General features: G+C 66.0%; 21 protein-coding genes and 2 pseudogenes. 12 read left to right on the forward strand and 11 right to left on the reverse strand.

The window, feature by feature from the left end:
• Positions 1–9 precede the first annotated feature (9 nt).
• From H7J73_RS17355 to H7J73_RS17365, 3 genes are all read left to right on the forward strand, one after another.
• On the forward strand, positions 10–1,407 hold the full coding sequence (locus H7J73_RS17355) for a sigma 54-interacting transcriptional regulator (RefSeq protein ID WP_264068760.1): 1,398 nt from the start codon (positions 10–12) through the stop codon (positions 1,405–1,407).
• The gene (locus H7J73_RS17360; protein WP_264068761.1) at positions 1,400–3,397 is read left to right on the forward strand and encodes a vWA domain-containing protein; all 1,998 of its coding nucleotides are present in this window, start codon (positions 1,400–1,402) and stop codon (positions 3,395–3,397) included. Before H7J73_RS17355 ends, H7J73_RS17360 begins: the two co-directional genes overlap by 8 nt.
• Before the next feature lie 640 nt (positions 3,398–4,037).
• Positions 4,038–5,285 carry a hypothetical protein gene (locus H7J73_RS17365; protein WP_264068762.1) on the forward strand — a complete coding sequence of 416 codons (1,248 nt, stop codon included), beginning with the start codon at positions 4,038–4,040 and terminating at the stop codon, positions 5,283–5,285.
• Between the two features lie 93 nt (positions 5,286–5,378).
• Here the strand turns inward: H7J73_RS17365 and H7J73_RS17370 are convergent, their stop codons facing one another.
• The 7 genes from H7J73_RS17370 to H7J73_RS17400 are packed head-to-tail and all read right to left on the reverse strand — an operon-like array spanning position 5,379 to position 14,486.
• The gene (locus H7J73_RS17370; RefSeq protein ID WP_264068764.1) at positions 5,379–5,972 is read right to left on the reverse strand and encodes a DUF1707 SHOCT-like domain-containing protein; all 594 of its coding nucleotides are present in this window, start codon (positions 5,970–5,972) and stop codon (positions 5,379–5,381) included.
• A gap of 47 nt (positions 5,973–6,019) precedes the next feature.
• The gene (locus tag H7J73_RS17375; RefSeq protein ID WP_264068765.1) at positions 6,020–6,814 is read right to left on the reverse strand and encodes an enoyl-CoA hydratase family protein; all 795 of its coding nucleotides are present in this window, start codon (positions 6,812–6,814) and stop codon (positions 6,020–6,022) included.
• Positions 6,814–7,971, reverse strand: a complete 1,158-nt coding sequence (locus tag H7J73_RS17380) for an acyl-CoA dehydrogenase family protein (protein ID WP_264068767.1) — start codon at positions 7,969–7,971, stop codon at positions 6,814–6,816. The genes H7J73_RS17375 and H7J73_RS17380 overlap by 1 nt, the downstream gene beginning before the upstream one ends.
• Positions 7,968–9,983, reverse strand: coding sequence for an acetyl/propionyl/methylcrotonyl-CoA carboxylase subunit alpha (locus H7J73_RS17385; RefSeq protein WP_264068768.1), 2,016 nt, complete (start codon positions 9,981–9,983; stop codon positions 7,968–7,970). Before H7J73_RS17385 ends, H7J73_RS17380 begins: the two co-directional genes overlap by 4 nt.
• 9 nt (positions 9,984–9,992) lie before the next feature.
• Positions 9,993–11,582 (reverse strand): acyl-CoA carboxylase subunit beta, encoded by a 1,590-nt coding sequence (locus H7J73_RS17390; RefSeq protein WP_264068882.1) that lies wholly within the window; start codon positions 11,580–11,582, stop codon positions 9,993–9,995.
• A gap of 58 nt (positions 11,583–11,640) precedes the next feature.
• Positions 11,641–12,789 carry an acyl-CoA dehydrogenase family protein gene (locus H7J73_RS17395; protein ID WP_264068769.1) on the reverse strand — a complete coding sequence of 383 codons (1,149 nt, stop codon included), beginning with the start codon at positions 12,787–12,789 and terminating at the stop codon, positions 11,641–11,643.
• Positions 12,786–14,486: an acyclic terpene utilization AtuA family protein gene (locus H7J73_RS17400; protein WP_264068770.1), complete on the reverse strand. Its 1,701-nt coding sequence runs from the start codon at positions 14,484–14,486 to the stop codon at positions 12,786–12,788. Before H7J73_RS17400 ends, H7J73_RS17395 begins: the two co-directional genes overlap by 4 nt.
• Positions 14,487–14,609: 123 nt before the next feature.
• Here H7J73_RS17400 and H7J73_RS17405 point away from each other — a divergent pair, with 123 nt between their 5' ends.
• From H7J73_RS17405 to mspA, 7 genes and pseudogenes are all read left to right on the forward strand, one after another.
• On the forward strand, positions 14,610–14,777 hold the full coding sequence (locus H7J73_RS17405) for a hypothetical protein (protein WP_264068771.1): 168 nt from the start codon (positions 14,610–14,612) through the stop codon (positions 14,775–14,777).
• A gap of 118 nt (positions 14,778–14,895) precedes the next feature.
• The gene (gene rpmF, locus H7J73_RS17410) at positions 14,896–15,069 is read left to right on the forward strand and encodes a 50S ribosomal protein L32 (protein WP_264068772.1); all 174 of its coding nucleotides are present in this window, start codon (positions 14,896–14,898) and stop codon (positions 15,067–15,069) included.
• Between the two features lie 79 nt (positions 15,070–15,148).
• The gene (locus H7J73_RS17415; RefSeq protein ID WP_264068773.1) at positions 15,149–15,835 is read left to right on the forward strand and encodes a response regulator transcription factor; all 687 of its coding nucleotides are present in this window, start codon (positions 15,149–15,151) and stop codon (positions 15,833–15,835) included.
• Positions 15,835–17,247 (forward strand): annotated as a pseudogene (locus tag H7J73_RS17420) (HAMP domain-containing sensor histidine kinase); the annotation flags it as partial. The gene H7J73_RS17415 and the pseudogene H7J73_RS17420, both read left to right, overlap by 1 nt.
• A 207-nt stretch (positions 17,248–17,454) precedes the next feature.
• Complete coding sequence (locus H7J73_RS17425; protein ID WP_264068775.1) at positions 17,455–18,978, forward strand: S1C family serine protease; 1,524 nt, start codon at positions 17,455–17,457, stop codon at positions 18,976–18,978.
• 17 nt (positions 18,979–18,995) lie between these two features.
• Positions 18,996–19,523: a MogA/MoaB family molybdenum cofactor biosynthesis protein gene (locus tag H7J73_RS17430; protein WP_264068883.1), complete on the forward strand. Its 528-nt coding sequence runs from the start codon at positions 18,996–18,998 to the stop codon at positions 19,521–19,523.
• Positions 19,524–20,222: 699 nt separating this feature from the next.
• Positions 20,223–20,845 (forward strand): annotated as a pseudogene (gene mspA, locus H7J73_RS17435) (porin MspA).
• Between the two features lie 97 nt (positions 20,846–20,942).
• Here the strand turns inward: mspA and mscL are convergent.
• Positions 20,943–21,386, reverse strand: coding sequence for a large-conductance mechanosensitive channel protein MscL (mscL, locus tag H7J73_RS17440; protein ID WP_264068776.1), 444 nt, complete (start codon positions 21,384–21,386; stop codon positions 20,943–20,945).
• A 141-nt stretch (positions 21,387–21,527) separates the two neighbouring features.
• On the opposite strand from mscL, the gene H7J73_RS17445 reads away from it, so the two are divergent.
• Complete coding sequence (locus H7J73_RS17445) at positions 21,528–21,755, forward strand: hypothetical protein (RefSeq protein ID WP_264068778.1); 228 nt, start codon at positions 21,528–21,530, stop codon at positions 21,753–21,755.
• Between the two features lie 194 nt (positions 21,756–21,949).
• Here the strand turns inward: H7J73_RS17445 and H7J73_RS17450 are convergent, their stop codons facing one another.
• The 3 genes from H7J73_RS17450 to H7J73_RS17460 all read right to left on the reverse strand — a co-directional run bounded on the left by H7J73_RS17450 (position 21,950) and on the right by H7J73_RS17460 (position 23,713).
• Positions 21,950–22,615: an SAF domain-containing protein gene (locus H7J73_RS17450; RefSeq protein WP_264068779.1), complete on the reverse strand. Its 666-nt coding sequence runs from the start codon at positions 22,613–22,615 to the stop codon at positions 21,950–21,952.
• Between the two features lie 61 nt (positions 22,616–22,676).
• Entirely contained in the window at positions 22,677–23,045 is a 369-nt protein-coding gene (locus H7J73_RS17455) for an FmdB family zinc ribbon protein (RefSeq protein ID WP_264068781.1), read from the reverse strand.
• A gap of 44 nt (positions 23,046–23,089) precedes the next feature.
• Entirely contained in the window at positions 23,090–23,713 is a 624-nt protein-coding gene (locus H7J73_RS17460; protein WP_308207425.1) for a 5-formyltetrahydrofolate cyclo-ligase, read from the reverse strand.
• 59 nt (positions 23,714–23,772) lie between these two features.
• Between H7J73_RS17460 and H7J73_RS17465 the strand changes: the two genes are divergently transcribed.
• Complete coding sequence (locus H7J73_RS17465; protein WP_264068886.1) at positions 23,773–24,681, forward strand: UTP--glucose-1-phosphate uridylyltransferase; 909 nt, start codon at positions 23,773–23,775, stop codon at positions 24,679–24,681.
• Positions 24,682–24,727 lie beyond the last annotated feature (46 nt).

Raw genomic sequence — 24,727 nt, forward strand, 5'->3', positions numbered from 1 at the left:
TAGCGTGGAGTGGTGACATCACCTAACGATCTGCCCCGGACCCTCGGCGAGCTGCGCGCTTCTGGCCATGAGGAGCGCGGGGTCAAGCAGGAACTCCGGGAGAACCTGCTGGCGAAGTTGGCCGCCTCCGGCGAGGACTCAGCAGACATCTGGCCGGGCATCCTGGGCTTCGAGGACACGGTGTTGCCGCAGTTGGAGCGTGCGTTGATCGCTGGTCACGATTTCGTGCTGCTCGGCGAGCGTGGCCAGGGCAAGACCCGGCTGCTGAGGTCGCTGGCCGGTCTGCTGGACGAGTGGACCCCGGTGATCGCCGGTTCCGAACTGGCTGAGCATCCGTATTCACCGATCACCCCGGAATCGATCCGACGGGCCGCCGAGCTGGGTGACGACCTGCCGGTCGAGTGGCGGCACCGCAGTTCCCGGTACACCGAGAAGCTCGCCACCCCGGATACCAGCGTCGCCGACCTGGTCGGCGACATCGACCCCATCAAGGTCGCCGAGGGACGCAGCCTCGGCGATCCGGAGACCATTGCGTTCGGCCTGATTCCACGGGCGCACCGTGGCATCGTCGCGATCAACGAGTTGCCCGACCTCGCCGAACGCATCCAGGTGTCGATGCTCAACGTGATGGAGGAGCGCGACATCCAGGTCCGCGGCTACACCCTGCGCCTGCCGCTGGACGTGCTGGTGGTCGCCAGCGCCAACCCCGAGGACTACACCAACCGCGGCCGCATCATCACCCCGCTCAAAGACCGCTTCGGCGCCGAGATCCGCACGCACTACCCTCTCGATCTCGATGCCGAGGTGGGTGTCATCACGCAGGAGGCGCATCTCAGCGCTGCGGTGCCGGACTACCTGATGCAGATCATCGCGCGCTTCGCCCGCTACCTGCGGGAGTCGAGCTCGGTCGACCAACGCTCCGGGGTGTCCGCACGGTTCGCGATCGCCGCCGCCGAAACTGTCGCCGCCTCGGCTCGCCACCGCGGCGCGCTGCTGGGGGAGGCCGAGCCGGTGGCCCGCGTCGTGGACCTCAGCACGATCATCGACGTACTGCGCGGCAAGCTGGAATTCGAGTCCGGTGAGGAGGGCCGCGAGCAGGCGGTGCTGGAGCACCTGCTGCGTCGGTCCACCGCGGACACCGCCCAGCGAGCTCTTGGCGGAATCGACGTGGGCACCCTGGTGGTCGCGGTCGAAGAGGGTGCGGCCGTCACGACCGGTGAGAAGGTCTCGGCCAAGGATGTGCTGGCCGCAGTGCCCGATCTGCCCGTGATCGACGCGATCGCCGAGCGTCTCGGCGCCACATCCGAGGGTGAGCGAGCGGCGGCTCTGGAGCTGGCCCTGGAGGCGCTGTATCTGGCCAAGCGGATCGACAAAGTGACCGGAGAAGGCGAAACAGTCTATGGCTAAAGCTAAACACGGCCACTCACAACGCTATTCGCGATACACCGGCGGACCTGATCCACTTGCGCCGCCGGTGGATCTGCGCGACGCGCTGGAACAGATCGGCCAGGACGTCATGGCCGGGACGTCGCCACGCCGCGCGCTGCAGGAGCTCTTGCGCCGCGGCACCAAGAACACGCCAGGTGCGGATCGGCTGGCGGCGGAGGCGAACCGGCGTCGCCGAGAGTTATTGCAGAACAACAACCTTGACGGAACGCTGCAGGAGATCAAGAAGCTGCTCGACGAGGCGGTGCTGGCTGAGCGCAAGGAATTGGCTCGCGCACTTGATGATGACGCCCGGTTCGGCGAACTGCAGCTTGAGTCGCTGTCCCCGTCGCCGGCCAAGGCCGTGCAGGAACTGGCCGATTACGACTGGCGCTCGCCGGAGGCGCGCGAAAAGTTCGACCAGATCAAGGATCTGCTGGGCCGCGAGATGCTCGACCAGCGCTTCGCCGGGATGAAGGAAGCGCTGGCGAACGCCACCGACGAAGATCGTCAACGGGTCAACGACATGCTGGACGATCTCAATGAACTGCTGGACAAGAACGCCAGTGGACAGGCGTCGCAGCAGGATTTTGATGACTTCATGGGCAAGCACGGCGAATTCTTCCCGGAAAACCCGAAGAACATCGACGAGCTGCTGGACTCGCTGGCCAAGCGGGCTGCCGCAGCCCAACGCTTCCGCAACAGCTTGTCGGCCGAGCAGCGAAACGAACTGGATGCGTTGGCGCAGCAGGCATTCGGCTCTCCGTCGTTGATGAACGCGCTCGACCGCCTCGACGGCCACCTGCAGGCGGCCCGGCCGGGCGAGGACTGGAACGGCTCGGAACGGTTCACCGGTGGTGACCCGTTGGGGATGGGTGAGGGCGCCCAGGCGCTGGCCGATATCAGCGAGCTGGAACAGCTGGCCGAACAGCTCTCGCAGAGCTACCCGGGCGCGACGATGGACGACGTCGACCTCGACATGCTCGCCCGGCAACTCGGCGACGAGGCCGCCGTGGACGCGCGCACACTGGCAGATCTCGAACGCGCGCTCATGAAAGAGGGCTTCCTCGACCGCAGTTCCGATGGGCAGTGGCGGCTGTCGCCGAAGGCGATGCGTCAGCTCGGTCAGGCTGCACTACGTGATGTGGCACAACAACTTTCGGGGCGACACGGCGAACGCGAGACGCGCCGCGCCGGTGCGGCGGGTGAGCTGACCGGTGCGACGCGCCCGTGGCAGTTCGGCGATACCGAGCCGTGGAACGTGACCCGCACACTGACCAACGCCGTGCTGCGCCAGGCCGGGACCGCGCAAGGGGACCGGGTGCCGGGTCGGCTCGACATTACCGTCGACGACGTGGAGGTTTCCGAAACCGAGACACGCACGCAGTCCGCGGTCGCACTGCTGGTGGACACCTCGTTCTCGATGGTGATGGAGGACCGTTGGGTGCCGATGAAGCAGACCGCCCTGGCGCTGCATCACCTGGTGAGCACCCGGTTCCGGTCCGACGACCTACAGATCATCGCCTTCGGCCGTTATGCGCGCACGGTGACCGCCGCCGAGCTGACCGGCCTCGAAGGTGTCTACGAGCAGGGCACCAATCTGCATCACGCCCTGGCGCTGGCGGGCCGACATCTGCGGCGGCACCCGAACGCACAGCCCGTGGTGCTGGTGGTCACCGACGGTGAGCCGACCGCACACCTGGAGGATTACGGCGCTGCAGAGGGTTCTGCAGTCTTTTTTGATTACCCCCCGCATCCCAGGACGATCGCTCATACGGTGCGTGGTTTCGACGAGGTGGCCAGGCTGGGCGCGCAGGTCACCATCTTCCGGCTGGGTAGCGACCCCGGTCTGGCGCGCTTCATCGACCAGGTGGCCCGGCGGGTGGAGGGCCGCGTGGTCGTCCCCGACCTCGACGGACTCGGTGCCGCGGTGGTCGGCGACTACCTACGGTCCCGGCGGCGGCGCCGCTGAGGTCCGAGCCGGGTGGCTGCAGAAATCCCGGCAAACCGGGGGGAGTCCACTTTTCGCAGTTCCGCGGTCCGCGGGCGTGTTCAGGGCCAATGGAACACACAGCTGTTTGCCAGCCTTGCGGGTGTTCGCTCCTCGCGGTCGGCCCTCGGACCCGTGTGCTCCGCTGGGCCGCGTGGTTGGATGTGACTTGAGCAACATCTCGCGGAAGCTTCTCCGGGCGTGTGGTGCGGTCCCCGTATTTACCGCTCATCATGATTTGAAGCACCCGGGCGACGGCTACTTCGGCTAACGAGACGGGCGGGCCGAGCAAACCTGGGTGGCGAGGGTTGTGCCCGGCGAGCGAAGGAGCTCTCCGGCAAACAATTCTGCTACCTCTGGGGTGTGTAGACGGTCTCGTCTCCATAACGGATGCTGCGAGTTTGCCGCTAGTTGGCTTATTTGCCGATAACGAGACGGCTACGGCCGAACGGCCTCTGCGGTGTGACGGTCGTTACGCGCGGGATCTGCATGGCTAATATTGACTAGCCGTACCGCTTGCCGTAGGGCAAACAGCGCCCTACTATCCATTAGGTTCTTCTAAGCTCTTTGCAAGGAAGCTCTTCGTTTACGCCGACCCAGTCCCAATAAGGGGGATCCCTACATGGCACCACGGCCATATCTGTCCACTGCTGCCGCCATTGTCGGCGCAGCCGTCATCGTCGCCGGCACGCCGGCGATCATGCCCCACGGAGATCTGCAGGTCAGCGCGCAGGCTCCCACCCCCACCAAGATCTCCACCGCCCAGTACGAGTTGACGGCGCTTTCGGACATCACGCTGCAGGGCATTGCCGACGCCTACTACAACGGCTGGGGCGGCTACATCGGTAGCGGCTTCGACCCGACCAAGGTCTACGCGGCCAACGCGGATGGCAGCGCGCCTTTCGCTTCTGACCCGTACTTCCCCGGAATCAACGGGCCGGTCGTCGCGACCCGTAACGCCGACGGCGTTCCCACCGGTTACTACTACGACCAGAGCCCGGTCTACGCCACCGGCGTCGGTGGTGCGACGTACTACCTGATCTCCCAGGCCCTGGATGACAAAGGGCTCTTCGCGGATCCCGTCTACCACTACTACTACGAGGTCGCGGCCGCGGGCGGCAACGCCTTCAGCGCTGCGCTGTACGTGGCCACCGCTCAGGCCTTCGGCGGAACGAGTTCGCTGCCTGCCCAGCTCGTGAAGACGGTCTTCATCGACGGCGTGCTGCCGAACGTCCAGGCGACGGTCATCGGTCTGGCCACCCTGGTGCCGAAGTTCAACGTCGGGCCGGTCGTGGTCGGCGGCGGTAACCTCGCCAGCCTGTACTTCACAGGCTCGACCATCGACGGCTCGTACAGCTACGGCAACACCGGGCTCTCCGCGATCGCCGGCTACATCGCGTACTCGATCGCGAACCCGCCCACGACGACGCCGACGACGTCGACGACGCTGGCTGCAGCGGCGAAGACCGCCGCTCCCGAGGTCAAGGCTCTCGTCGCGACCGACACCACGGTCACCGACGGCACCACGGCTGCGACGGACACCACGGCCGTCGTCAAGAAGGTCACCTCGTCGGCCAAGGTCGAGAAGCCTGCGGCCGAGGATGTCAGCGCTTCGGTCGCCGACGCAGTGACGGCAGCACCGGATACCACCACGACGACCACGACGTCGACCGTGACAACCCCGAAGGTCAAGAGTTCGCTCTCGGATCTGGGGAAGTCGTTCGACAACATCCTGGGCGGTGGCAAGTCCGACAAGGCCAAGGCCGCCGCTGATGGTGCGAAGTCGGCGTCGGATTCCGGCTCCACCGGCGCCAAGTCGACCGGCAAGAAGGGCACCAAGAGCGCCTCGACGAAGAGCTCGTCAGACTAAGCGCGTCAGTCCTTCCCGCTACTACAACATCGGCCCCCTTCCTGACGGAAGGGGGCCGATGTTGTCGCTGAGCCAGCCGGAATCGGTAGGGCCTCAGGCACTCTCGAGACGGGTTTGCGGCCGGCGCTTCTTGCGCTTGATACCGATGCCGCCGCAGATGGAGAAGCCCGTGATGGTGACGTGCGGTGCACCAGGGGTTCCGGTGTCGCCGAGGTCGTGGTTGAACCCGCCCATCACCCCAATCCCGTGGATGTGGACGTTCACCTCCGGCGGCAGCAGGATCGTCTGGCCGCCCATGATCGAGTACGCATGGATGGATACTTCAGACGAGGTGAAGTCGGCGTACCGCAGATCCACCACGCCGCCGCCGAACAGCGTGAACGTCGTCATCTTGCGGGGCACGTTCCAGCGGCCGCGGCGCTCGAAGCCACTCAAGATCGCCAGCAGTACGGTCGACGGCGCGGGCTTACATGCGCCGCGACGGGTGTTGGCGATACCGGGCAGATCGGTGGTCAGCACGTCGAGCTCGTCGTAGGTCGTCGCCGCGTACGCCTTCGCCAGCCGGACCTCGAACTCGGTCAGGTCGAGGCGGCCCTGCGCGGCGGCGTCGGTGAGCAACTGCGCGACCTGAATTCGATCGGTGTCTGCGGCTCGCAACGATGCATCCCGCGGCGCTGAGTTGCTCATCGGTACCGAGCCTACGACGATCGGTGGCCACCGCAAAGGATGGATTTCTAAACGTCCGTGCGCCCCTCGGTCTGAGCCCATCTCGGTGGCCGCCTCTGCAGAAATGCGAGCATCCCTTCGCGGGCTTCCTCGGAGACGAACAGGCGCGCCGAGTCGACGGTGAGGCGCTCGGCGTCGCGGTCGAATCCCGCCAGGATTGATGCTGTGGTCAGCGCTTTCGAGGCAGCCAGGCCCTGCGGTGAGCCCTTGCCCAACGCCTCGATGATGGCGACGGCCGCGGTCTCGATGTCATCGGCGGCGATCGTGATCAGGCCGATCTCGGCGGCCTCTCCTGCCGTGAACGTCTCACCGGTCAGGTAATAGCGACTTGCGGCACGCGCGGACAACTTCGGCAGCAGTGTCAGTGAGATGATCGTCGGCGCCACCCCGATCCGGGCCTCCGTCAGAGCGAAGGTGCTGCGCGGTCCGGCAACCACGATGTCGCAGGCGCCGACGAGCCCCAGGCCCCCGGCCCGGACATGTCCGTCGACGACCGCCAGCACCGGCTTCTCACACTCGACGATCGCGCGCAGCAGCGTGGTCATCTCTCTGGCCCGGTCAGCAGCGGCCCCGCCTGCGTCGCCGCCCGAGCCCTCCGACAGATCGGCGCCTGCGCAGAACGTGCCACCGGTGTGCCGAAGCACCACCACCCGCACCTGCGGATCGGCGAGGGCATCGCGCAGGCCCCGGTGTAGCTGACCCACCAGCGTCGTCGACAGTGCGTTGCGGTTGTGCGGAGAATTCAGCGTGAGCTGGGCCGCGCGGCCGTCGACCTCGTAGTCGACAAGTACAGGGGTGGTCATCAGTAGGAGCGCGGCAGTCCGAGCGAGGTTTGCGCGATGAAGTTGAGGATCATCTCGCGACTCACGGGCGCGATCCGCGCCAGCCGCGACGCCGTCAGGATCGAGGCGACGCCGTACTCCTTGGTCAGCCCATTACCGCCGAGTGACTGCACGGCCTGGTCAACAGCCCGCACGGACGCTTCGCCGGCGGCGTATTTGGCCATGTTGGCGGCCTCCGCGGCCCCGAAATCGTCTCCGCCGTCGTAGAGCGTGGCGGCCTTCTGCATCATCAGCTTCGCCAGTTCGACCTCGATGTGGTTCTGCGCCAACGGGTGGGCGATGCCTTGGTGCGCGCCGATCGGGGTCTTCCACACCTGGCGCGTCTTGACGTAGTCGGTGGCCTTGTTGATGGCGAAGCGACCCATCCCGACGGCGCTGGCCGCACCCATGATCCGTTCCGGGTTCAGGCCCGCGAACAGCTGGGCGATGGCGGCATCCTCCGACCCGACGAGCGCATCGGCGGGCAGCCGGACGTCGTCGAGGAAAAGCTGGAACTGGAACTCGGGGCTGACGATTTCCATGTCGATCTTGGTGTAGGTCAGGCCGGGGGTGTCGGTGGGCACGACGAACAGTGCGGGCTTCAAGTTGCCGGTCTTGTGATCTTCGGTGCGGCCGACCACCAAGACGGCCTGCGCCTGGTCGACTCCGGAGATGTACACCTTCTGGCCGGACAGGATCCAGTCGCTGCCGTCGCGGCGGGCGGTGGTGGTGATGCGGTGCGAGTTCGAGCCGGCGTCGGGTTCGGTGATGGCGAAGGCCATCGTGATGGATCCGTCGGCGATTCCCGGCACCCAGCGCTTCTTCTGCTCCTCGGTGCCGAACTTGCTGATGATGGTGCCGTTGATGGCAGGGGAGACGACCATCATCAATAGCGCGCAGCCACCGGCCGCCATCTCCTCCATCACCAGCGACAGCTCGTACATGCCCGCGCCGCCGCCGCCGTACTCTTCGGGAAGGTTTACCCCGATGAAGCCCAGTTTGCCTGCCTCGTTCCATAATTCGTCGGTGTGCTGGCCGGCGCGGGCCTTCTCCAGGTAGTAGGCCGGCCCGTAGTTGGCCGCCATCGCCGCCACCGACTTCCGCAGCGCCTGACGCTCTTCGTTCTCGACGAAACTCATTTCTCTCCTTCGTTGGCGTCTTGCGCTTCTACACGGGCCAGCACGGCCCCCACTTCGACCTGGTCGCCCGCCTTGACGTGCAGTGCGGTGAGTACACCCGCGGCGGGTGCGGTGATGGTGTGCTCCATCTTCATGGCCTCCAGCCAGACCAGTGGCTGGCCTGCGATGACGCTGTCCCCGATCTGGGCGCCGACTCTGATCACCAAGCCGGGCATCGGTGCGACGAGCGATCCCAGTTGCACGGTCGAGCCGGGCTCGGCGAACCGGGGCACCGCGACCAGATGGACCGGGCCCAGCGCAGAGTCGACGTAGGCATCGGCTCCGTAACGCGCGACGGCGAAACCGCACTCCACCGCTGTGTCGGCCAGCACCACCTGTTGCGGCGCCACCGAGATGACGGTGACATCCGGGTCGTCGGGCAGTGTCACCCCCATCCGGTGCGGGCGGTAGGCGACCCGGACCTGCGCACCGGCCGTCCCGTCAGCATTGGTGTAAGTCTTCACCTGATCTCCGGAGGAGAGATTGCGCCACCCGCCCGGGGCCGCCGCGAAAGCCGTTGCCGTCGAACGGTTGTGTGCAGACTCGGCGAGTGCGGCAGCTACCGCGGAGAGCCGGATGGCGCGGTCGTCGGCCAGCGGTGCGGCGAGTTCGCCAAGTCCGTGGGTATCGAAGAACGCGGTATCGGTGGCGCCGTCGAGGAATGCCGGGTGGCGCAGCACCCGCACCAACAGCTCGCGGTTGGTATGGATGCCGTGCAGCCGGGTGCCGGCCAGTGCACCGGCCAGCAGAAGGGAAGCCTGGCGACGCGTCGGGGCGTAGGAGATCACCTTGGCCAGCATGGGATCGTAGTGGATCGACACCACCGAGCCGTCGACGATGCCCGAGTCCAGCCGGATTCCGGCCGCCGCTGGACCCTCGAATTCCGTTGCGGCCCGCGGTACTTCGAATCGGTGCACGGTGCCGGCCTGGGGTTGCCAGTTCTTGGCCGGATCTTCGGCATATACCCGGGCCTCGATCGCGTACCCGACCGGCGCCGGTGGCTCGTCGGCCAGTGCCACTTCTTCGGCGATCTGTAGTTGCAGTGCGACGAGGTCAAGCCCGGTGGTCGCCTCGGTGACCGGGTGCTCGACCTGGAGCCGGGTGTTCATCTCCAGGAAGTAGAACTCGCCGTCATCATCTGCCAGGAACTCGACGGTGCCCGCGCCGGTGTACCCGATCGCTTCCGCGGCCAGGCGCGCCGCGTGGAAGAGCTTGGCGCGCATACCGGGTGTGCGCTCCACCAGCGGAGACGGCGCCTCTTCGATGATCTTCTGGTGTCGGCGCTGGATCGAACACTCCCGCTCGCCCACGGCCCACACCGTGCCGTGGCTGTCGGCCAGTACCTGCACCTCGACGTGGTGGCCGGTCGGCAGATATCGCTCACAAAACACCGTCGGGTCGCCGAATGCGGATCCGGCCTCCCGCCTGGCCGCGTCGACCTCACCGGCCAGCGCCGAGAGGTCGTGTACCACCCGCATTCCGCGGCCGCCGCCACCGGCCGAGGCCTTCACCAGCACGGGTAACTGCGCCTCGGTGACCGTCGCGGGATCGAGCTCCTCCAGCACCGGCACCCCGGCTGCCGACATCATTTTCTTGGCCTCGATCTTGCTGCCCATCGCCCGGACCGCCGCGACCGGAGGTCCGACCCAGATCAGACCCGCATCCTGCACCGCTGCCGCGAAATCGGCGTTCTCCGAGAGGAATCCGTATCCCGGATGGACCGCATCGGCCCCGGCTGCCTTAGCGGCGGCGATCAGCGCCGACGGATTGAGGTAATCGGTGGTCAGGGGCAGCCGCACCCGGACATCGGCCTCGGCGACGTGCGGTGCGCCGGCATCGGGGTCGGTGTACACCGCAACGGTGCCCAACCCGAGCCGGCGACACGTGCTGAACACCCGACGGGCGATCTCGCCCCGGTTGGCCACCAGAACCTTCGTGATCCGGTGCTGTCTGTTCTTCTCGCGAGCGCTCATCGCTGGCCCCTACATTCTGAAGACGCCGAAGTTCGACGTCCCCTCGATCGGGCCGCTGGCGATGGCGGACAGACACATTCCCAGCACGGTGCGCGTGTCGCGCGGGTCGATCACCCCGTCGTCATACAACCTGCCGGACAGGAACATCGGCAACGACTCCGCTTCGATCTGGGCTTCGACTGCTGCCTTCAGCGCCGCGTCAGCCTCTTCGTCGACCTGTTGGCCGCGGGCCTCGGCGGCGGCCCGGCTGACGATCGACAACACCCCGGCCAGCTGTGCACCGCCCATCACCGCGGATTTCGCGCTGGGCCAGGCGAAGAGGAATCTGGGGTCGTAGGCCCGGCCGCACATTCCGTAGTGCCCGGCGCCGTAGGACGCCCCGATCAACAGCGAAATGTGCGGCACTGTGGAATTGGAGACGGCGTTGATCATCATCGAGCCGTGTTTGACCATGCCGCCTTCCTCGTAAGCCTTGCCGACCATATAGCCGGTGGTGTTGTGCAGGAACAGCAATGGCGTATTGGACCGATTTGCCAGCTGGATGAACTGGGTGGCTTTCTGGGCCTCCTCGCTGAACAGCACGCCGCGGGCGTTGGCCAGGATGCCCAGCGGGTAGCCGTGCAGGCGGGCCCAGCCGGTGACCAGCGAGGAGCCGTACATCGGTTTGAACTCGTCGAATTCCGAACCGTCGACGACGCGCGCAATCACCTCCCGCGGGTCGAACGGAATGCGAAGATCCGGGGGCACGATCCCGATCAGTTCGTCCTCGGCGAAGACTGGCGGTACCACCGGCTTGGGTGCGGGACTCCGCTTGGTCCAGTTCAGCCGTGCCACCACCCGGCGGCCGATTCGCAGGGCATCGAGCTCGTCGACGGCCAGGTAGTCGGCCAAACCCGAGGTGCGGGCGTGCATTTCGGCACCACCGAGGGATTCATCGTCGGATTCCTCGCCGGTGGCCATCTTCACCAGCGGTGGTCCGGCCAGGAAAACCTTGGAGCGTTCCTTGATCATCACCACGTGGTCGGACATGCCGGGGATGTAAGCCCCGCCCGCGGTGGAGTTGCCGAACACCAGCGCGATGGTGGGGATACCCGCCGCCGAGAGCCGGGTCAGGTCCCGGAACAGCTGACCGCCCGGGATGAAGATCTCTTTCTGGGTCGGCAGGTCAGCCCCGCCCGATTCGACCAGGGAGATCACCGGCAACCGGTTCTCGAAGGCTATCTGGTTGGCCCGCAGGGTCTTGCGCAGCGTCCACGGGTTGCTGGTGCCGCCCTTGACGGTGGGATCGTTGGCAACGAGCATGCATTCGACACCTTCGACGGCGCCGATACCCGTGACCACGCTGGCGCCCACCTGGAATGCGCTCCCGTATCCGGCCAGCGGGCACAGCTCCAGAAAGGGGGAGTCCTCGTCGATCAGCAGTTCGATGCGCTCGCGTGCCGTGAGTTTTCCGCGGTCATGATGGCGGGCAACATATTTCGCACCACCGCCGGCCAGGGCCTTGGCGAATTCGACGGCCATCTCGTCGAGCTTGCCCTCGGTAGCCGAGGCGGCCTCGATAAAGGACGGTGCGGCGGGGTCGAGCGTCGAACTCAAGATCATGACCACCGCCGCCGATGCAGAGCGAGGAACGAGCGATGAGGAGAAGCCGGTGAAATCATGATTGGTATCCAAGCGTCTTGGCGGCCAGGCCGGTGAGGATTTCGGTGGTTCCGCCACCGATACCAAGGATCCGCATATCGCGGTACTGCCGTTCGACTTCGGATTCGGCCATGTAACCCATCCCGCCGAAGAGTTGCACCGCCTGGTTGGCCACCCACTCACCGGCTTCGACGGCGGTGTTCTTGGCGAAACAGACCTCGGTGATCAGATTCGGATCGCCCGCCACCTGTCGCTCGACCACGTGATGCGAGTACACCCTGGCGACCTGGATGCGACGGGCCATTTCGGCGAGGGTGTTCTGTACGGCCTGGCGTGAGATCAGGGGCCGGCCGAACGTTTCCCGGTCCCGGCACCACTGCACGGTCAGGTCCAGACACCGCTGAGCGCTCGAATAGGCCTGGGCGGCAAGGCCGATCCGTTCGGAGACGAAGGCCGCCGCGATCTGCAGGAATCCACTGTTCTCGGCGCCGACCACGTTCTCGACCGGTACCCGCACATCGGTGTAGGACAGCTCGGCGGTATCCGAGGACCGCCAGCCCATCTTGTCGAGGCGGCGCGTCACCTCGAACCCAGGCGTGCCCTTCTCGACCACCAGTAGCGAAACCCCGCCTGCGCCCGGCCCACCGGTGCGTGCCGCGGTGACGACGTAATCGGCCCGGACGCCTGACGTGATGTAGGTCTTGGCGCCGTTGACGATGTAGTGATCGCCGTCCCGGTCAGCTCTGGTGACCAGGTGTCCGACGTCGGACCCGCCGCCGGGTTCGGTGATCGCCAGCGCACCGATCTTCTCGCCGGCCAGCGTCGGGCGGACAAAGTGCTCGATCAGCCGCTCGTCGCCCGAGGCGACCATGTGCGGTACGGCGATGCCGCAGGTGAACAGCGACGCGAAAGTGCCACCGGGGCAACCTGCTTCGTGCAGTTCTTCGCAGACGACCAGACCGTCGGCGCCGTCGCCGCCCCCTCCACCTACCGACTCCGGGAATTGCACCCCCAGCAGACCGGCGTCGGCGGCTTTGCGGTGCAGATCGCGCGGTAGTTCACCGGCGCGTTCCCACTCGTCGACGTGGGGGAGCACCTCATGTTCGGTGAACGCCCGCACCGATTTGCGGAGTTGTTCGCGCTCGGGGGTGGTCCAGATGCTCATGCCGGCAGTAACCCTTCAGGTATGTCGATGTGTCTGCTGCGCAACCACTCTCCGAGGCCCTTGGCCTGCGGGTCGAACCGGGCCTGGTAGGCCACGCCCTGGCCGAGGATGCCGTCGATGACGAAGTTCACTGCCCGCAACTTGGGCAGTAGCTGCCGAACCACGGCCAATTCGGCGGCTTCGGGCAGCAGTTCTTTGAGCGTATCGATGGTCAGCGCGTGGGCCAGCCAGCGGTACTGCTCCTCGGTGCGCACCCACAGTCCGACGTTGGCAGAGCCGCCCTTGTCGCCGCTGCGGGCGCCCGCGATCGAGCCAAGAGGGGCACGCCGAATCGGTCCGGGGGGCAGCGGTTCTGGCAACGGTGGCGCGTCGGTGGGCTCCAGCATGCGGGTGTCGCCGGCCGGCTCGATGGCAGTCCGGCTGCCGTCGGCGTGGACGGCGATATGCGGCACCTCGGTGGCCGCGACGTAACCGGCGTTGAACACGCCGTACACCTGCCCCTCGCTCGGGGGTGCCGTCACGTGGAAGCCCGGATAGCTCGCGAGCGCGAGTTCGACTGCGGCGGAGGAGAATTGTCGACCCACATTGGCCGGGTCGGAGTCGCGGACGACGCAGTGCAGAAGTGCGCTGGCGGCTTCTTCGGTGTCGGCGTCGGAATGGTCGGTGCGGGCCAGCGTCCATTGCAGCTCGGCCGGTTTCACGGTCAGGCCCGCTTCGAGCTGTCGTTGTACCAGCGCTGCCTTGGCCTCGATGTCGAGGCCGGTCAGCACGAAGGTCATCGCGTTGCGGAAACCGCCGATGCTGTTGAGCGAGACCTTCAACGTCGGTGGGGGCGGCTCGCCGCGCACGCCGGTGATGCTCACGCGGTCGGGGCCGTCCGCGCTGAGCTCGATGCTGTCCATCCGTGCTGTCACGTCCGGGTTGGCATAGCGGGCGCCGCTGATCTCGTAGAGCAGCTGCGCGGTGACGGTGTCGACGCTGACCTGCCCGCCGGTGCCGGGGTGCTTGGTGATCACCGACGAGCCGTCGGCGTGGATCTCGGCCAGTGGAAAGCCCGGGTGCAGAAGGTCGGGGATCTCGGTGAAGAACGCGTAGTTGCCGCCGGCGGCCTGGATCCCGCATTCGATGACGTGGCCGGCCACCACTGCGCCGGCCAGCGCGTCGTAATCCGTCCGGCCCCAGCCGAAGTGGGCTGCGGCCGGGCCGACGATCACCGAGGCGTCGGTAACCCGCCCGGTGATGACGACGTCGGCGCCGCTGTGCAGGCAGTCGACGATGCCCCAGGCACCCAGATACGCGTTCGCGGTCAGTGGGGTGCCAAGGCCGAGTTCACCGGCGCGGGCGAGCACGTCGTCACCTTCGACGTGGGCGACGTTCACCGGGATGCCAAGGCGCTGCGCCACTGCCCGCACGGCGTCGGCCAACCCGGCCGGGTTCAGGCCGCCCGCATTGGTGACGACGCGGACTTTCTTGTCCTGTGCCAGCCCGAGGCATTCTTCGAACTGGGTGAGAAAAGTCTTGGCGTAACCGCGCTCAGGGTGCTTGGCGCGGTCGCGGCCCAGGATGAGCATCGTCAGCTCGGCGAGGTAGTCGCCGGTGAGGTAGTCCAGGTCGCCGCCGGTGAGCATCTCGCGCATAGCCGAATGTCGGTCCCCATAGAAGCCCGAACAGTTGCCGATGCGAACCGCAGATGTCACCGATCTCCCTCTCTCAACCAACCGGTAGGTTATCGGGTACCGCCGGTACCGCGTCAAGGGGTGACTACTTCCCATGCCGGTGTACTCACATAGTGGCGGCGTGTGGTCGCGGGTGACTCAGATTTGGCACGGCAGGGTGTGGCACTGCCCGCCGTCGGCCGGCTGGTTGCTGCGGTGGGGCTCTACGAACTGGTCAAGGGCATTCGAGACGCCGGTACCGTGTTGCTGAGCTTCGTCCCGGTTTCGGTGCCGGAGGTGTTCCGGACCGTGCGCAACGCCATCCGGCGCTGACCGTGAGGTCGTGTTTTGGAGCCGACGCTGATCACCGGCTATCCTGATGGGCAATTGTCACCGCCGTGCTTTCGTGTTTTTGAAAGGCGGTACACCCCTCATTTAGGAGATGCTCGTCATGGCTGTGCCCAAGCGCAGAATGTCGCGGTCGAATACCCGCAGTCGGCGCGCGCAGTGGAAGGCCGAAGCCACCGGCTTGGTCAACGTCACTGTGGCCGGTCAGCAGCATAAGGTTCCGCGCCGCTTGCTCAAGGCTGCGCGCCTCGGCCTGATCGATCTCGACAAGCGCTGAACTAACCCGGTGAGGTTGCTCGGATTGACTTCCGCGCGCCTCTCAGGCCGCTCTCAGGCCATGGGATAACACTGTTGTCGTGCGAATTCTTGTCGTTGATGACGATCGTGCAGTGCGTGAGTCGCTGCGGAGGTCCCTTTCTTTCAACGGCTATTCAGTCTCCTTAGCGGAGGATGGCGTCGAGGCTTTGCACTCGATTGCCAGTGATCGGCCCGACGCGCTCGTACTCGACGTGATGATGCCGAGGCTGGACGGTCTTGAAGTCTGCAGGCAGCTACGCAGCACCGGTGACGATCTGCCGATCCTGGTTCTGACCGCCAGGGACTCGGTATCGGAGCGGGTGGCGGGCCTCGATGCGGGTGCCGACGACTACCTCCCCAAGCCGTTTGCCTTGGAAGAACTGCTGGCCCGGATGCGCGCGCTGCTGCGCCGCACCACCCCAGAGGACTCGGGTGAGTCGGTGGCGATGACGTTTGCCGACTTGTCGCTCGATCCGGTGACCCGCGACGTCACCCGCGGTGAGCGGCATATCAGCCTGACCCGCACCGAGTTCTCGCTGTTGGAGATGCTGATTGCCAACCCGCGGCGCGTGCTGACGCGCAGCCGCATCCTGGAAGAAGTGTGGGGCTTCGATTTCCCCACGTCGGGCAATGCGCTCGAGGTGTATGTCGGATATCTGCGCCGTAAGACCGAAGCAGAAGGGGAGACAAGGCTCATCCACACCGTGCGCGGCGTGGGCTACGTCTTGCGTGAAACTCCGCCCTGATGCGTCTGTTCCGGCCTTCGCCCGAACGCACTCGGGTTCCTCTGCGCGCCACCACCTCGTTATCGCTGCGCTGGCGCGTGATGCTGCTCGCCATGTCGATGGTCGCCATGGTGGTGGTGCTGATGGCAGTGGCGGTCTACGCCGTGGTGTCGCGGGCGCTCTACAACGACATCGACAACCAGCTGCAGAGTCGAGCGCAGCTGCTGATCGCCAGCGGCTCGCTGGCCGCCGACCCCGGTAAGGCCATCGAGGGCACGGCCTATTCCGATGTCAACGCCATGCTGGTGATCCCTGGCAAATCGATCTTCACCGCCAATCAGGAGGGCCAGACCCTACCGATCGGCGCGACTGAGAAGTCGGTAATCCGCGGTGAGCTCTTCATGTCGCGTCGCACCGCGGCTGACCAACGGGTGTTGGCAGTGCATCTGCCGAACAACAGCACGCTGCTCATCTCGAAGAGTCTGGCCCCGACCGACGCTGTGATGACCAGGCTGCGCTGGGTTCTGTTGGCGGTCGGCGGTATCGGCGTGTTCGTGGCGGCCATCGCGGGCGGTACCGTCACGCGAACGGGTCTGCGGCCCGTCGGCCGGCTCACCGAGGCCGCTGAGCGGGTGGCGCGCACCGACGATCTGCGGCCCATCCCGGTGTTCGGCAGCGACGAGTTGGCCCGCCTGACCGAGGCGTTCAACATGATGTTGCGGGCGTTGGCCGAATCCAGGGAGCGACAGTCGCGACTGGTCAGTGATGCCGGCCACGAGCTGCGCACGCCGCTGACTTCGTTGCGTACCAACGTCGAGTTGTTGATGGCCTCGATGGCGCCCGGTGCACCACGTATCCCCGATAGCGATCTGGCCGAACTGCGTGCCGACGTCATCGGACAGATTGAGGAATTGTCCACGCTGGTGGGCGATCTGGTTGACCTCACCCGTGACGACGCCGGCGGCGTGGTCCACGAGCAGGTCGACATGGCCGAGGTGGTGGAGCACTGCCTGGAGCGGGTCAGACGGCGCCGAAACGATATTGAGTTCGACGTCCATGTCATTCCGTGGCAGGTCTACGGTGACGCGGCCGGGCTGAACCGTGCCGTGCTCAATCTGCTCGACAACGCGGCGAAGTGGAGTCCGTCGGGTGGGCGCGTGGGTCTGCGCCTGAGCCAGCTCGATCCGACGCACGGCGAATTGGTGGTGTCCGACCATGGTCCCGGTATCCCGATCCAGGAGCGCGGACTGGTTTTCGAGCGGTTCTTCCGGTCCACGTCGGCGCGGGCGATGCCGGGCTCCGGACTCGGGCTGGCGATCGTCAAGCAGGTGGTCCTCAAACATGGTGGCGCGCTTCGCGTTGACGACACCGTCCCGGGTGGGCAGCCGCCGGGCACGTCGATCTCTGTGCTGTTGCCGGGGCGCCTGGCTCCCGCTATGCCGTTCCAGGAGTCGCCGTTCCAGGAGTCGCCGTTTCAGGACGAGTCGTACCAGGGGGTGGCCGAAATTACCCCGCACAATGGACGTGCAGCGCATCTCACTGAGGAGGCCACCGCAGGTCTCAGTCGATTCTCAGTCGATGAGGGCAAAGTAGACGGCAATGACGCGGACCATCCCCCGAAGGACAAGTGACGCAGACGTATGACGAACCACCCGAGGTATTCGCCTCCTCCGCCGGAGCCGGGCCGTCGACAGGACTCGAACCAGCCTGTGGCGCCTGCGTATCCGGGCCAGTATCGTCCGGTCCCGCCGCCGCAGCCGGTCCCGCCGCAGCAGCCGGTCCCGCCGCCGCAGGGCTATGACTGGCGCTACGCCACGCAGCACAACCCCTCGCAGCAGCAGCGCCCACCGTTCGACCCGTACCGTCCAGCGCATCCAGGCAATCACGTGCCTACGCAGGCCATGCCGCTCAGCGGAGCCATGCCTCTGCAGCTGCCGCCGCAGCCGGCGCCGCGGAAGCGCTCGCGCGGGATCGCTCTGACGGCCGGGGCGTTGGCCGTCGCAGTCGTGTCCGCGGCGGTCGGCGGAGGAGTGGCCCTGCTCGCACAGCCCGAGGGTGGGGCCACACACTCGGCCATCCCGGAACTGGGTGCCCCCCAGAGCGTCCCGGCTGCCAACGTGCCGCCGGGTTCGGTCGAGCAGGTGGCGGCCAAGGTCGTGCCCAGCGTCGTCAAACTCGAGACCGACATCGGCCGGGCCAATGAAGAAGGCTCGGGCATCATCCTGTCCTCTGACGGGCTGATCTTGACGAACGCGCACGTCGTGTCCGCAGCCAACGGTGACATCCCACCGCCATTGGCGGCGCCGTCCGGCCCGGCGGGGCCGTTACTGCCACTGCCCACTGCTCCGCCGGGGCCCGACAGTCCGTCCGGGCCCGGCCCGACGACGGATCCCGGCGCCAAGCCCGTTACCACCGTGACCTTCGCCGACGGCAACACCACCACGTTCAGCATCGTCGGGATCGATCCCGCCAGCGATATCGCCGTGGTGCGCGCCAAGGGGGCCTCCGGTTTGTCTCCCATCACTCTTGGTTCATCGGCGAATCTGCGGGTCGGCCAGAACGTGGTGGCCATCGGATCACCGCTGGGCCTCGAAGGCACCGTGACCACCGGCATCGTGAGCGCGCTGAACCGGCCGGTCTCCACGGCCGGTGATACGACTAACCAGAACACCGTGCTCGACGCGATTCAGACCGATGCTGCCATCAACCCCGGCAACTCGGGCGGTGCGCTGGTCAACATGAATGGCGAGTTGGTCGGTATCAATTCGGCGATCGCCACCCTGGGCGGCGACTCCGCCGGAGCGCAGAGCGGATCGATCGGGCTCGGCTTCGCCATCCCGGTGGACCAGGCCAAACGCATCGCTGACGAGCTGATCAGCACCGGCACTGCGACGCACGCGTCGCTCGGCGTCCAGGTCAGCAACGACAGCACCACGCATGGCGCCAAGATCGTCGAGGTCACGCAGGGAGGCGCGGCGGCAGGAGCCGGCCTGCCCAGCGGTGTCGTCGTCACCAAGGTCGACGATCGGACCATCGCCAGCGCCGACGCTCTGGTGGCCGCGGTCCGGTCCCGGGCACCCGGTGACAAGGTGACGTTGACCTACCTCGACGCCTCGGGTAACCCCAAAAGTGTCCAGGTGACGCTGGGGAAGGCTGCACAGTGACCAGGACTGCTGCGCCGATGTCACCTGCCAGATATACGGTTGCACCCATGGAGCAGCCTGTGGAGCTGGTGGGTAGGGCGCTGGTCGTCGTCGTCGATGACCGGACTGCGCATGGTGACGAAGAAGATCACAGTGGTCCGTTGGTGACGGAACTACTGACCGAGGCCGGTTTCGTGGTCGACGGTGTCGTGGTTGTCGCCGCCGACGAGGTGGAGATTCGCAATGCGCTGAACACCGCGGTGATCGGCGGCGTCGACTTGGTGGTGTCCGTCGGTGGCACCGGTGTCATGCCGCGTGATGTCACTCCCGAGGCCACCGTGGACATTCTTGATCGCGAGCTTCTCGGTATCTCCGAGGCGCTGCGGTCATCGGGTCTGGCGGCCGGTATCACCGACGCTGGGTTGTCTCGCGGGTTGGCCGGAATCTCCGGTAGCACGCTGGTGGTCAACATCGCCGGCTCGCGCTATGCCGTCCGCGACGGCATGGCGACGCTCAATCCGCTGGCGGCTCAAATAATCAGCCAGTTATCCAGTCTGGAGATCTAGACGTCGGTCTACTCGGCGGTTAACCCGACGGTGCCGAAGCCTCCGCAAGGCGGCTCGGCGCCGTCGTTGTGGTGCATAAATGACCCTGGAGAACTCCGTTGTGTCGCGCTACACGCGCGTGAACTGCATAAACGACTAGAATGTGATCTTTATCACATTTGGAGGCGACTGTGATCGAGCCTGCACCTCAATATTCAAGTTCAGTTAACAATATCTTCGGCTCCGACATTCCTGCCGAGTCCTCGGATGAACGCGATCCGGACGCGCGGCGCGATGAGCGCGATCGTGATCAGTGGATCAGGGATAACGTTCCGCCACATCACAGTTGACGATCACTTGCTGCTGAATGGCTGTGAACTGGGTCATGTCGTCGGCCTGATGAAGTTATGTCAGGTCTCGCGGGCTAAGGCGACGGTGTGCCGACGCAAATGGGACGATTGAACTGCCGCGACACCCGGTGACCAGGCCAGCAAACTTCTTCTCGAGCCGGCGCGGGATGGGTCGAGGATGTCTACGCGTTGCCGCAGCGATGCCACCCCGTTATGTTCCTCGTGTCTATAACGATGAGTGAAACGTAAGAACAGCCTGTGAGCGTTCTCATTTGGCGGTTTTTACTTCGTGTGAGGTTCAACAGCGTTGGCCCACACGAACCACAACTCGGTGAACCGCCTGGATCACCGCCGACACGCTAGGGAGAACATGAAGGTAATCAGTCGGGTGCTGGTGGCGATGATCGCTGCCGTCGCTGCGCTGTTCGTGGGCACGGGCACCTCACACGCTGGCTTGGACAATGAGTTGAGCCTGGTGGACGGACAGGGCCGCACCCTGACCATTCAGCAGTGGGACACGTTCCTCAACGGTGTGTTCCCCCTGGACCGCAACCGGCTGACCCGTGAGTGGTTCCACTCCGGGCGCGCTGTCTACTCGGTGACCGGCGCCGGATCCGACGAGTTCAAGGGCACCCTGGAGCTCGGCTACCAGGTCGGCTTCCCCTGGTCACTCGGTGTGGGCATCAACTTCTCCTACTCCACCCCGAACATCCTGCTCGACGACGCCAACCTGTCCCCGACCGGTTTCAACCCGCTGGGCTCGGTCATCACCCCGAACCTGTTCCCGGGTGTGTCGATCTCCGCTGACCTGGGCAACGGCCCCGGCATCTCTCCGTCGACGTCTCCGGCCCCAACGGCGCAGTCGCCGTTTCTAACGCCCACGGCACCGTGACCGGCGCTGCCGGCGGCGTCCTGCTGCGGCCCTTCGCACGGCTGATCAGCGGCGCCGGTGACAGCGTCACCACCTACGGCGAGCCCTGGAACATGAACTAGCACGTGAGCTGGTTCGTGGACTGACGGTTCACAGCTTCACCAAAGAAATCGCCCCCGGCCTGAGCCGGGGGCGATTTCTTTTGCGTTCTTCTGCGGGTTATTCGCCTTCGTGGCTCTGGGGTTGGGGCGTGGCCCCGGGCGTCCCGTGCTTGCCAACGACCTCGACCCCATTCTCGCGCAGCAGGTCGCGGATCTCGGTGAGCACGGTCAGTTCGGTGTCGCCCTCGGCCACCTTCTTGTCGCGCTCCTTCAGCTTCTTGAACGGCGCCACGATGATGAAATAGACCACCGCCGCGACGATCAGGAAGTTGAGGCCCGCGGTCAGCACGGCATTGAGATTGACGAAGGTGTCACCGCCCAGCGGGATCTTCAGGAATCCGTAGTCCTTGCCCGGGGTCGCGCCGATCCGGTCGATGAGCGGCTGGATGACGTTATCGGTGAACGCCTTGACCAATCCGGTGAATGCAGTACCGATGACCACGGCGACCGCCAGGTCGATGACGTTCCCGCGTGAGATGAAATCCTTGAACCCCTTCAACATGGGATGAACCTTTCGCTGTAGGCCTGTGCACTTCGCAGATATCGAACGTTAGTCCCGTGCGCCGGGCTGCGGCGGGAAGCCCTGGGATGCTAGGTTTCCTCCGACGTGGCTGCGCTACGTCGGATCGGAAAGGATCAGCGGGTGCGCGAGAGTGTCGGGAAACGGCGGGCGGCTGGCATTGCGATTGCGCTGCTTGCTTTTTGGGCCGGATCTGGCGGCCAAGCCTTTGCCGATGAGCCGACACCGACCCCCGCTCCTGCTCCAGCTGCGACGTCGTCCACGGACGAGCTCACCGATATGGTGATGGACGCGCTCGGCGGCGGTGCCATCGCGCCGGCCGCCGGTTCGGTTCCCGCCCCGCCTGGTTGACCTACACCCCTGGCCGTCGACCGACGCGCTGACGATCACCGGTGGCGCGAGGTCGGACAGTGTCACCCCCAGTTATCGGCAACACCATGAAGATCGTGCGAGATGGGGCGAGCGCTCGCTGCTCGAAGCAAAGCCGGACGAATTAGCCGTGACGTAAGTCGCTGCACCTCGGCCAACTTCGATCAATGCGATGATCAATGCAATGTCAGAGTGACCGTCTCGGTCAGGGCGGCGCCTGCGACGGCGTTTGCCGCGTGGGCGGGCAGCGCCACCAGCACCACCCGGTCGTTGGCAGCCGTCGCGGACTTCGGCTTGGCCGACACCAGCACCACCACCGCGTCGCTGGCGACCACTCTGGGGACTGCGTTGCTGCCGGAGTCGGCGGCAGCGAGGATGTCGACAACATCTCCGGTGCGGACCAGCTCGACCACTGCATTGTCGGCCAGGTGCAACGGCACGATCCGCGCATCGGGCCCGGCGGCGGCCTTCGCCAACCGGGAGCCGAGCAGTCGGACATCGGTCAGCACCTCACCGCGCCGTACGGGACCGGCCAGCGTCGCGCCGACAACGCCACCCAGGTCGGCCTGTGATCCGTCGGGAAGTGTTGTCGCCAGCCGGTTTTCGACCAGGACGTCGTCGGGCGTGACGGTGATCCCCGGGGCCAGATCCCGGGCGGCGACGACCGCTGCGGTGCGATCGCCGTCCGGGTCCGATCGGATGGCAGCAACCCCGGCAAGCACGACGAGCGCGGCGGCGGCGATGCGCCGGGCCCGCATCGTATGCACCCAATCTGGTTGCAGCGCTTGGCGTAACCGCGTCAGGGGGGTGGGGTTCAGGGATGCCGAACGGCGCAGCGCCATGCCGATAGGGTAGGGATGGCGCAACGCTGCAGGCGTACGTCGCCCGCAGCGCTGTGGATAACTAGTTCGATGCTGCGGCGGCGGGAGCCGAGCTGGTGGACCCGGAACTCTTCTCCTTGGCGCCGCCCGACTTGTCCGACGAGCTGCTCGATGACGAAGAACCGCCGCTGTCGCCGCTCTTCTCGGAACTCTTGTCGGCGCCCTTCTCCGATGAGGATGACGACGAGGAGGAGGAACTGGTGCTCTTCGCGGCCTCACGGCTGTCGGTGCGGTAGAAACCGCTGCCCTTGAAGACGACGCCGACCGAGTTGAAAAGTTTGCGAAGCCGGCCCGAGCACTTGGTGCACGTGGTCAGGGCATCGTCGCTGAACGCCTGCACCGCGTCGAAACGATCTCCGCACTCGGTGCACGCATAGCTGTACGTCGGCACAAAAACCTCCGGGAAGGGTCAGAACTTGTTAGCACTCTATCGTGTCAAGTGCTAGAACCGCCATCTGGCCCACGCCATTCCCGATGTTCCAGCGTGACGACACCACCGCCGGGTGTGACCGCATGGGTCATCCGCACGTCATGGGCCGCCACGGGCAGTTCGGCGACCAACTCCTCATCCCGGACCACCGCGACCAGATGGGCCGCCGGGTCCCGAAGCGGTAGCGACCGATCGTAGAAACCGGCACCGCGGCCCAACCTGCCACCGTGGTGGTCCACCGCCAGGGCGGGGACGATCACCAGGGCCGCCTCGGACAGCGTTTCCGCAGGCAGGGAAGGACCCGCCGGTTCCATCAGACCGAACCGTGCCGCCACCAGTTCGCCGGGTCGGTATTCGCCCCACAGCAGCGGTAGCGGGACGCCGTCGGATGTGTTTACCGCTACCGGCAGCAGCACCCGCTCGGCCAGCTCCTGCAGGGCCTCCAGCAACGCGACCGACCCGGGTTCTGTGCCGATCGGCACGTAGGCGCACACCGTGCCGCTAATGTTCGGCAGGGTAGGGATATGCTGTGCCAGAGCGAGCGCCTCGGCCTCGTGCGCAGCGGGGGCAAGCAAACGTCGAGCACGAATCAGTTGAATGCGTAACTGGGGTTTCGAGCGGTCGCTCACGGGGTCAAGAATGTCAGCTGAGCGGGGAGCACGTTGCGATTAGGGTGGGAACGATGACGATGCCTCAGGCGCCGAAAGTGTCGATACCGCGCACGGCGGTTGTGCCTGCTGCAGGTCTTGGCACGCGCTTTCTGCCCGCCACCAAAACCGTCCCCAAAGAGTTGCTGCCGGTGGTGGACACTCCGGGTATCGAACTCGTTGCCGCCGAGGCCGCCGAGGCCGGTGCCGAGCGCCTGCTGATCATCACCTCGGAGGGCAAGGACAGCGTCGTCGCGCATTTCGTCGAGGACCTCGTGCTGGAAGGCACGTTGGAGGCCCGCGGCAAGAAGGTGATGCTGGAGAAGGTGCGTCGGGCGCCGGCTCTGATCAAGGTCGAGTCGGTGGTGCAGCGCGAGCCGCTCGGCCTCGGACACGCCGTCAGTTGCGTCGAATCCAAACTCTCCGACGACGAAGACGCGATCGCGGTCCTGTTGCCCGACGATCTGGTGTTGCCCACCGGCGTGCTGGAGATCATGTCCAAGGTACGCGCCAAACGCGGCGGCTCGGTGCTGTGCGCCATCGAGGTGCCCGAAGACGAGATCAGCGCCTACGGCGTGTTCGACGTCGAGATCGTTCCCGACGCCGCCAACCCCAACGTGCTCAAGGTCCTCGGCATGGTCGAGAAACCGAAGGCGGAGGACGCCCCGTCGCTGTTCGCGGCTGCCGGCCGGTACGTCCTGGACCGCGCGATATTCGACGCGTTGCGCCGAGTTCAGCGTGGTGTCGGCAATGAAATCCAGCTCACCGACGCCATCGCCCTGCTGATCGCGGAGGGTCATCCCGTCCACGTGGTGGTCCATCGGGGTACTCGACACGACCTGGGAAATCCCGGCGGCTACCTTAAGGCTGCGGTTGACTTTGCCTTGGATCGTGATGACTATGGCCCGGACTTGCGCCGTTGGTTGGTTTCGCGACTCGGCCTGACCTAGCACTAGGCGTGCTGCGGGCGCGGGTTGCGAACCGGGCCCGACGGCA

It is taken from the genome of Mycolicibacterium komossense (assembly GCF_025822605.1).
GTDB lineage: Bacteria > Actinomycetota > Actinomycetes > Mycobacteriales > Mycobacteriaceae > Mycobacterium > Mycobacterium komossense.

Coding starts and splice junctions, on each gene's coding strand:
- H7J73_RS17375 (WP_264068765.1), bottom strand. CDS start 6,814: ATGACCACCCCTGTACTTGTCGACTACGAGGTCGACGGCCGCGCGGCC.
- H7J73_RS17465 (WP_264068886.1), top strand. CDS start 23,773: ATGCCTCAGGCGCCGAAAGTGTCGATACCGCGCACGGCGGTTGTGCCT.
- H7J73_RS17385 (WP_264068768.1), bottom strand. CDS start 9,983: ATGAGCGCTCGCGAGAAGAACAGACAGCACCGGATCACGAAGGTTCTG.
- H7J73_RS17365 (WP_264068762.1), top strand. CDS start 4,038: ATGGCACCACGGCCATATCTGTCCACTGCTGCCGCCATTGTCGGCGCA.
- rpmF (WP_264068772.1), top strand. CDS start 14,896: ATGGCTGTGCCCAAGCGCAGAATGTCGCGGTCGAATACCCGCAGTCGG.
- H7J73_RS17360 (WP_264068761.1), top strand. CDS start 1,400: ATGGCTAAAGCTAAACACGGCCACTCACAACGCTATTCGCGATACACC.
- H7J73_RS17370 (WP_264068764.1), bottom strand. CDS start 5,972: ATGAGCAACTCAGCGCCGCGGGATGCATCGTTGCGAGCCGCAGACACC.
- mscL (WP_264068776.1), bottom strand. CDS start 21,386: ATGTTGAAGGGGTTCAAGGATTTCATCTCACGCGGGAACGTCATCGAC.
- H7J73_RS17395 (WP_264068769.1), bottom strand. CDS start 12,789: ATGAGCATCTGGACCACCCCCGAGCGCGAACAACTCCGCAAATCGGTG.
- H7J73_RS17380 (WP_264068767.1), bottom strand. CDS start 7,971: ATGAGTTTCGTCGAGAACGAAGAGCGTCAGGCGCTGCGGAAGTCGGTG.
- H7J73_RS17430 (WP_264068883.1), top strand. CDS start 18,996: ATGTCACCTGCCAGATATACGGTTGCACCCATGGAGCAGCCTGTGGAG.
- H7J73_RS17450 (WP_264068779.1), bottom strand. CDS start 22,615: ATGGCGCTGCGCCGTTCGGCATCCCTGAACCCCACCCCCCTGACGCGG.
- H7J73_RS17425 (WP_264068775.1), top strand. CDS start 17,455: ATGACGAACCACCCGAGGTATTCGCCTCCTCCGCCGGAGCCGGGCCGT.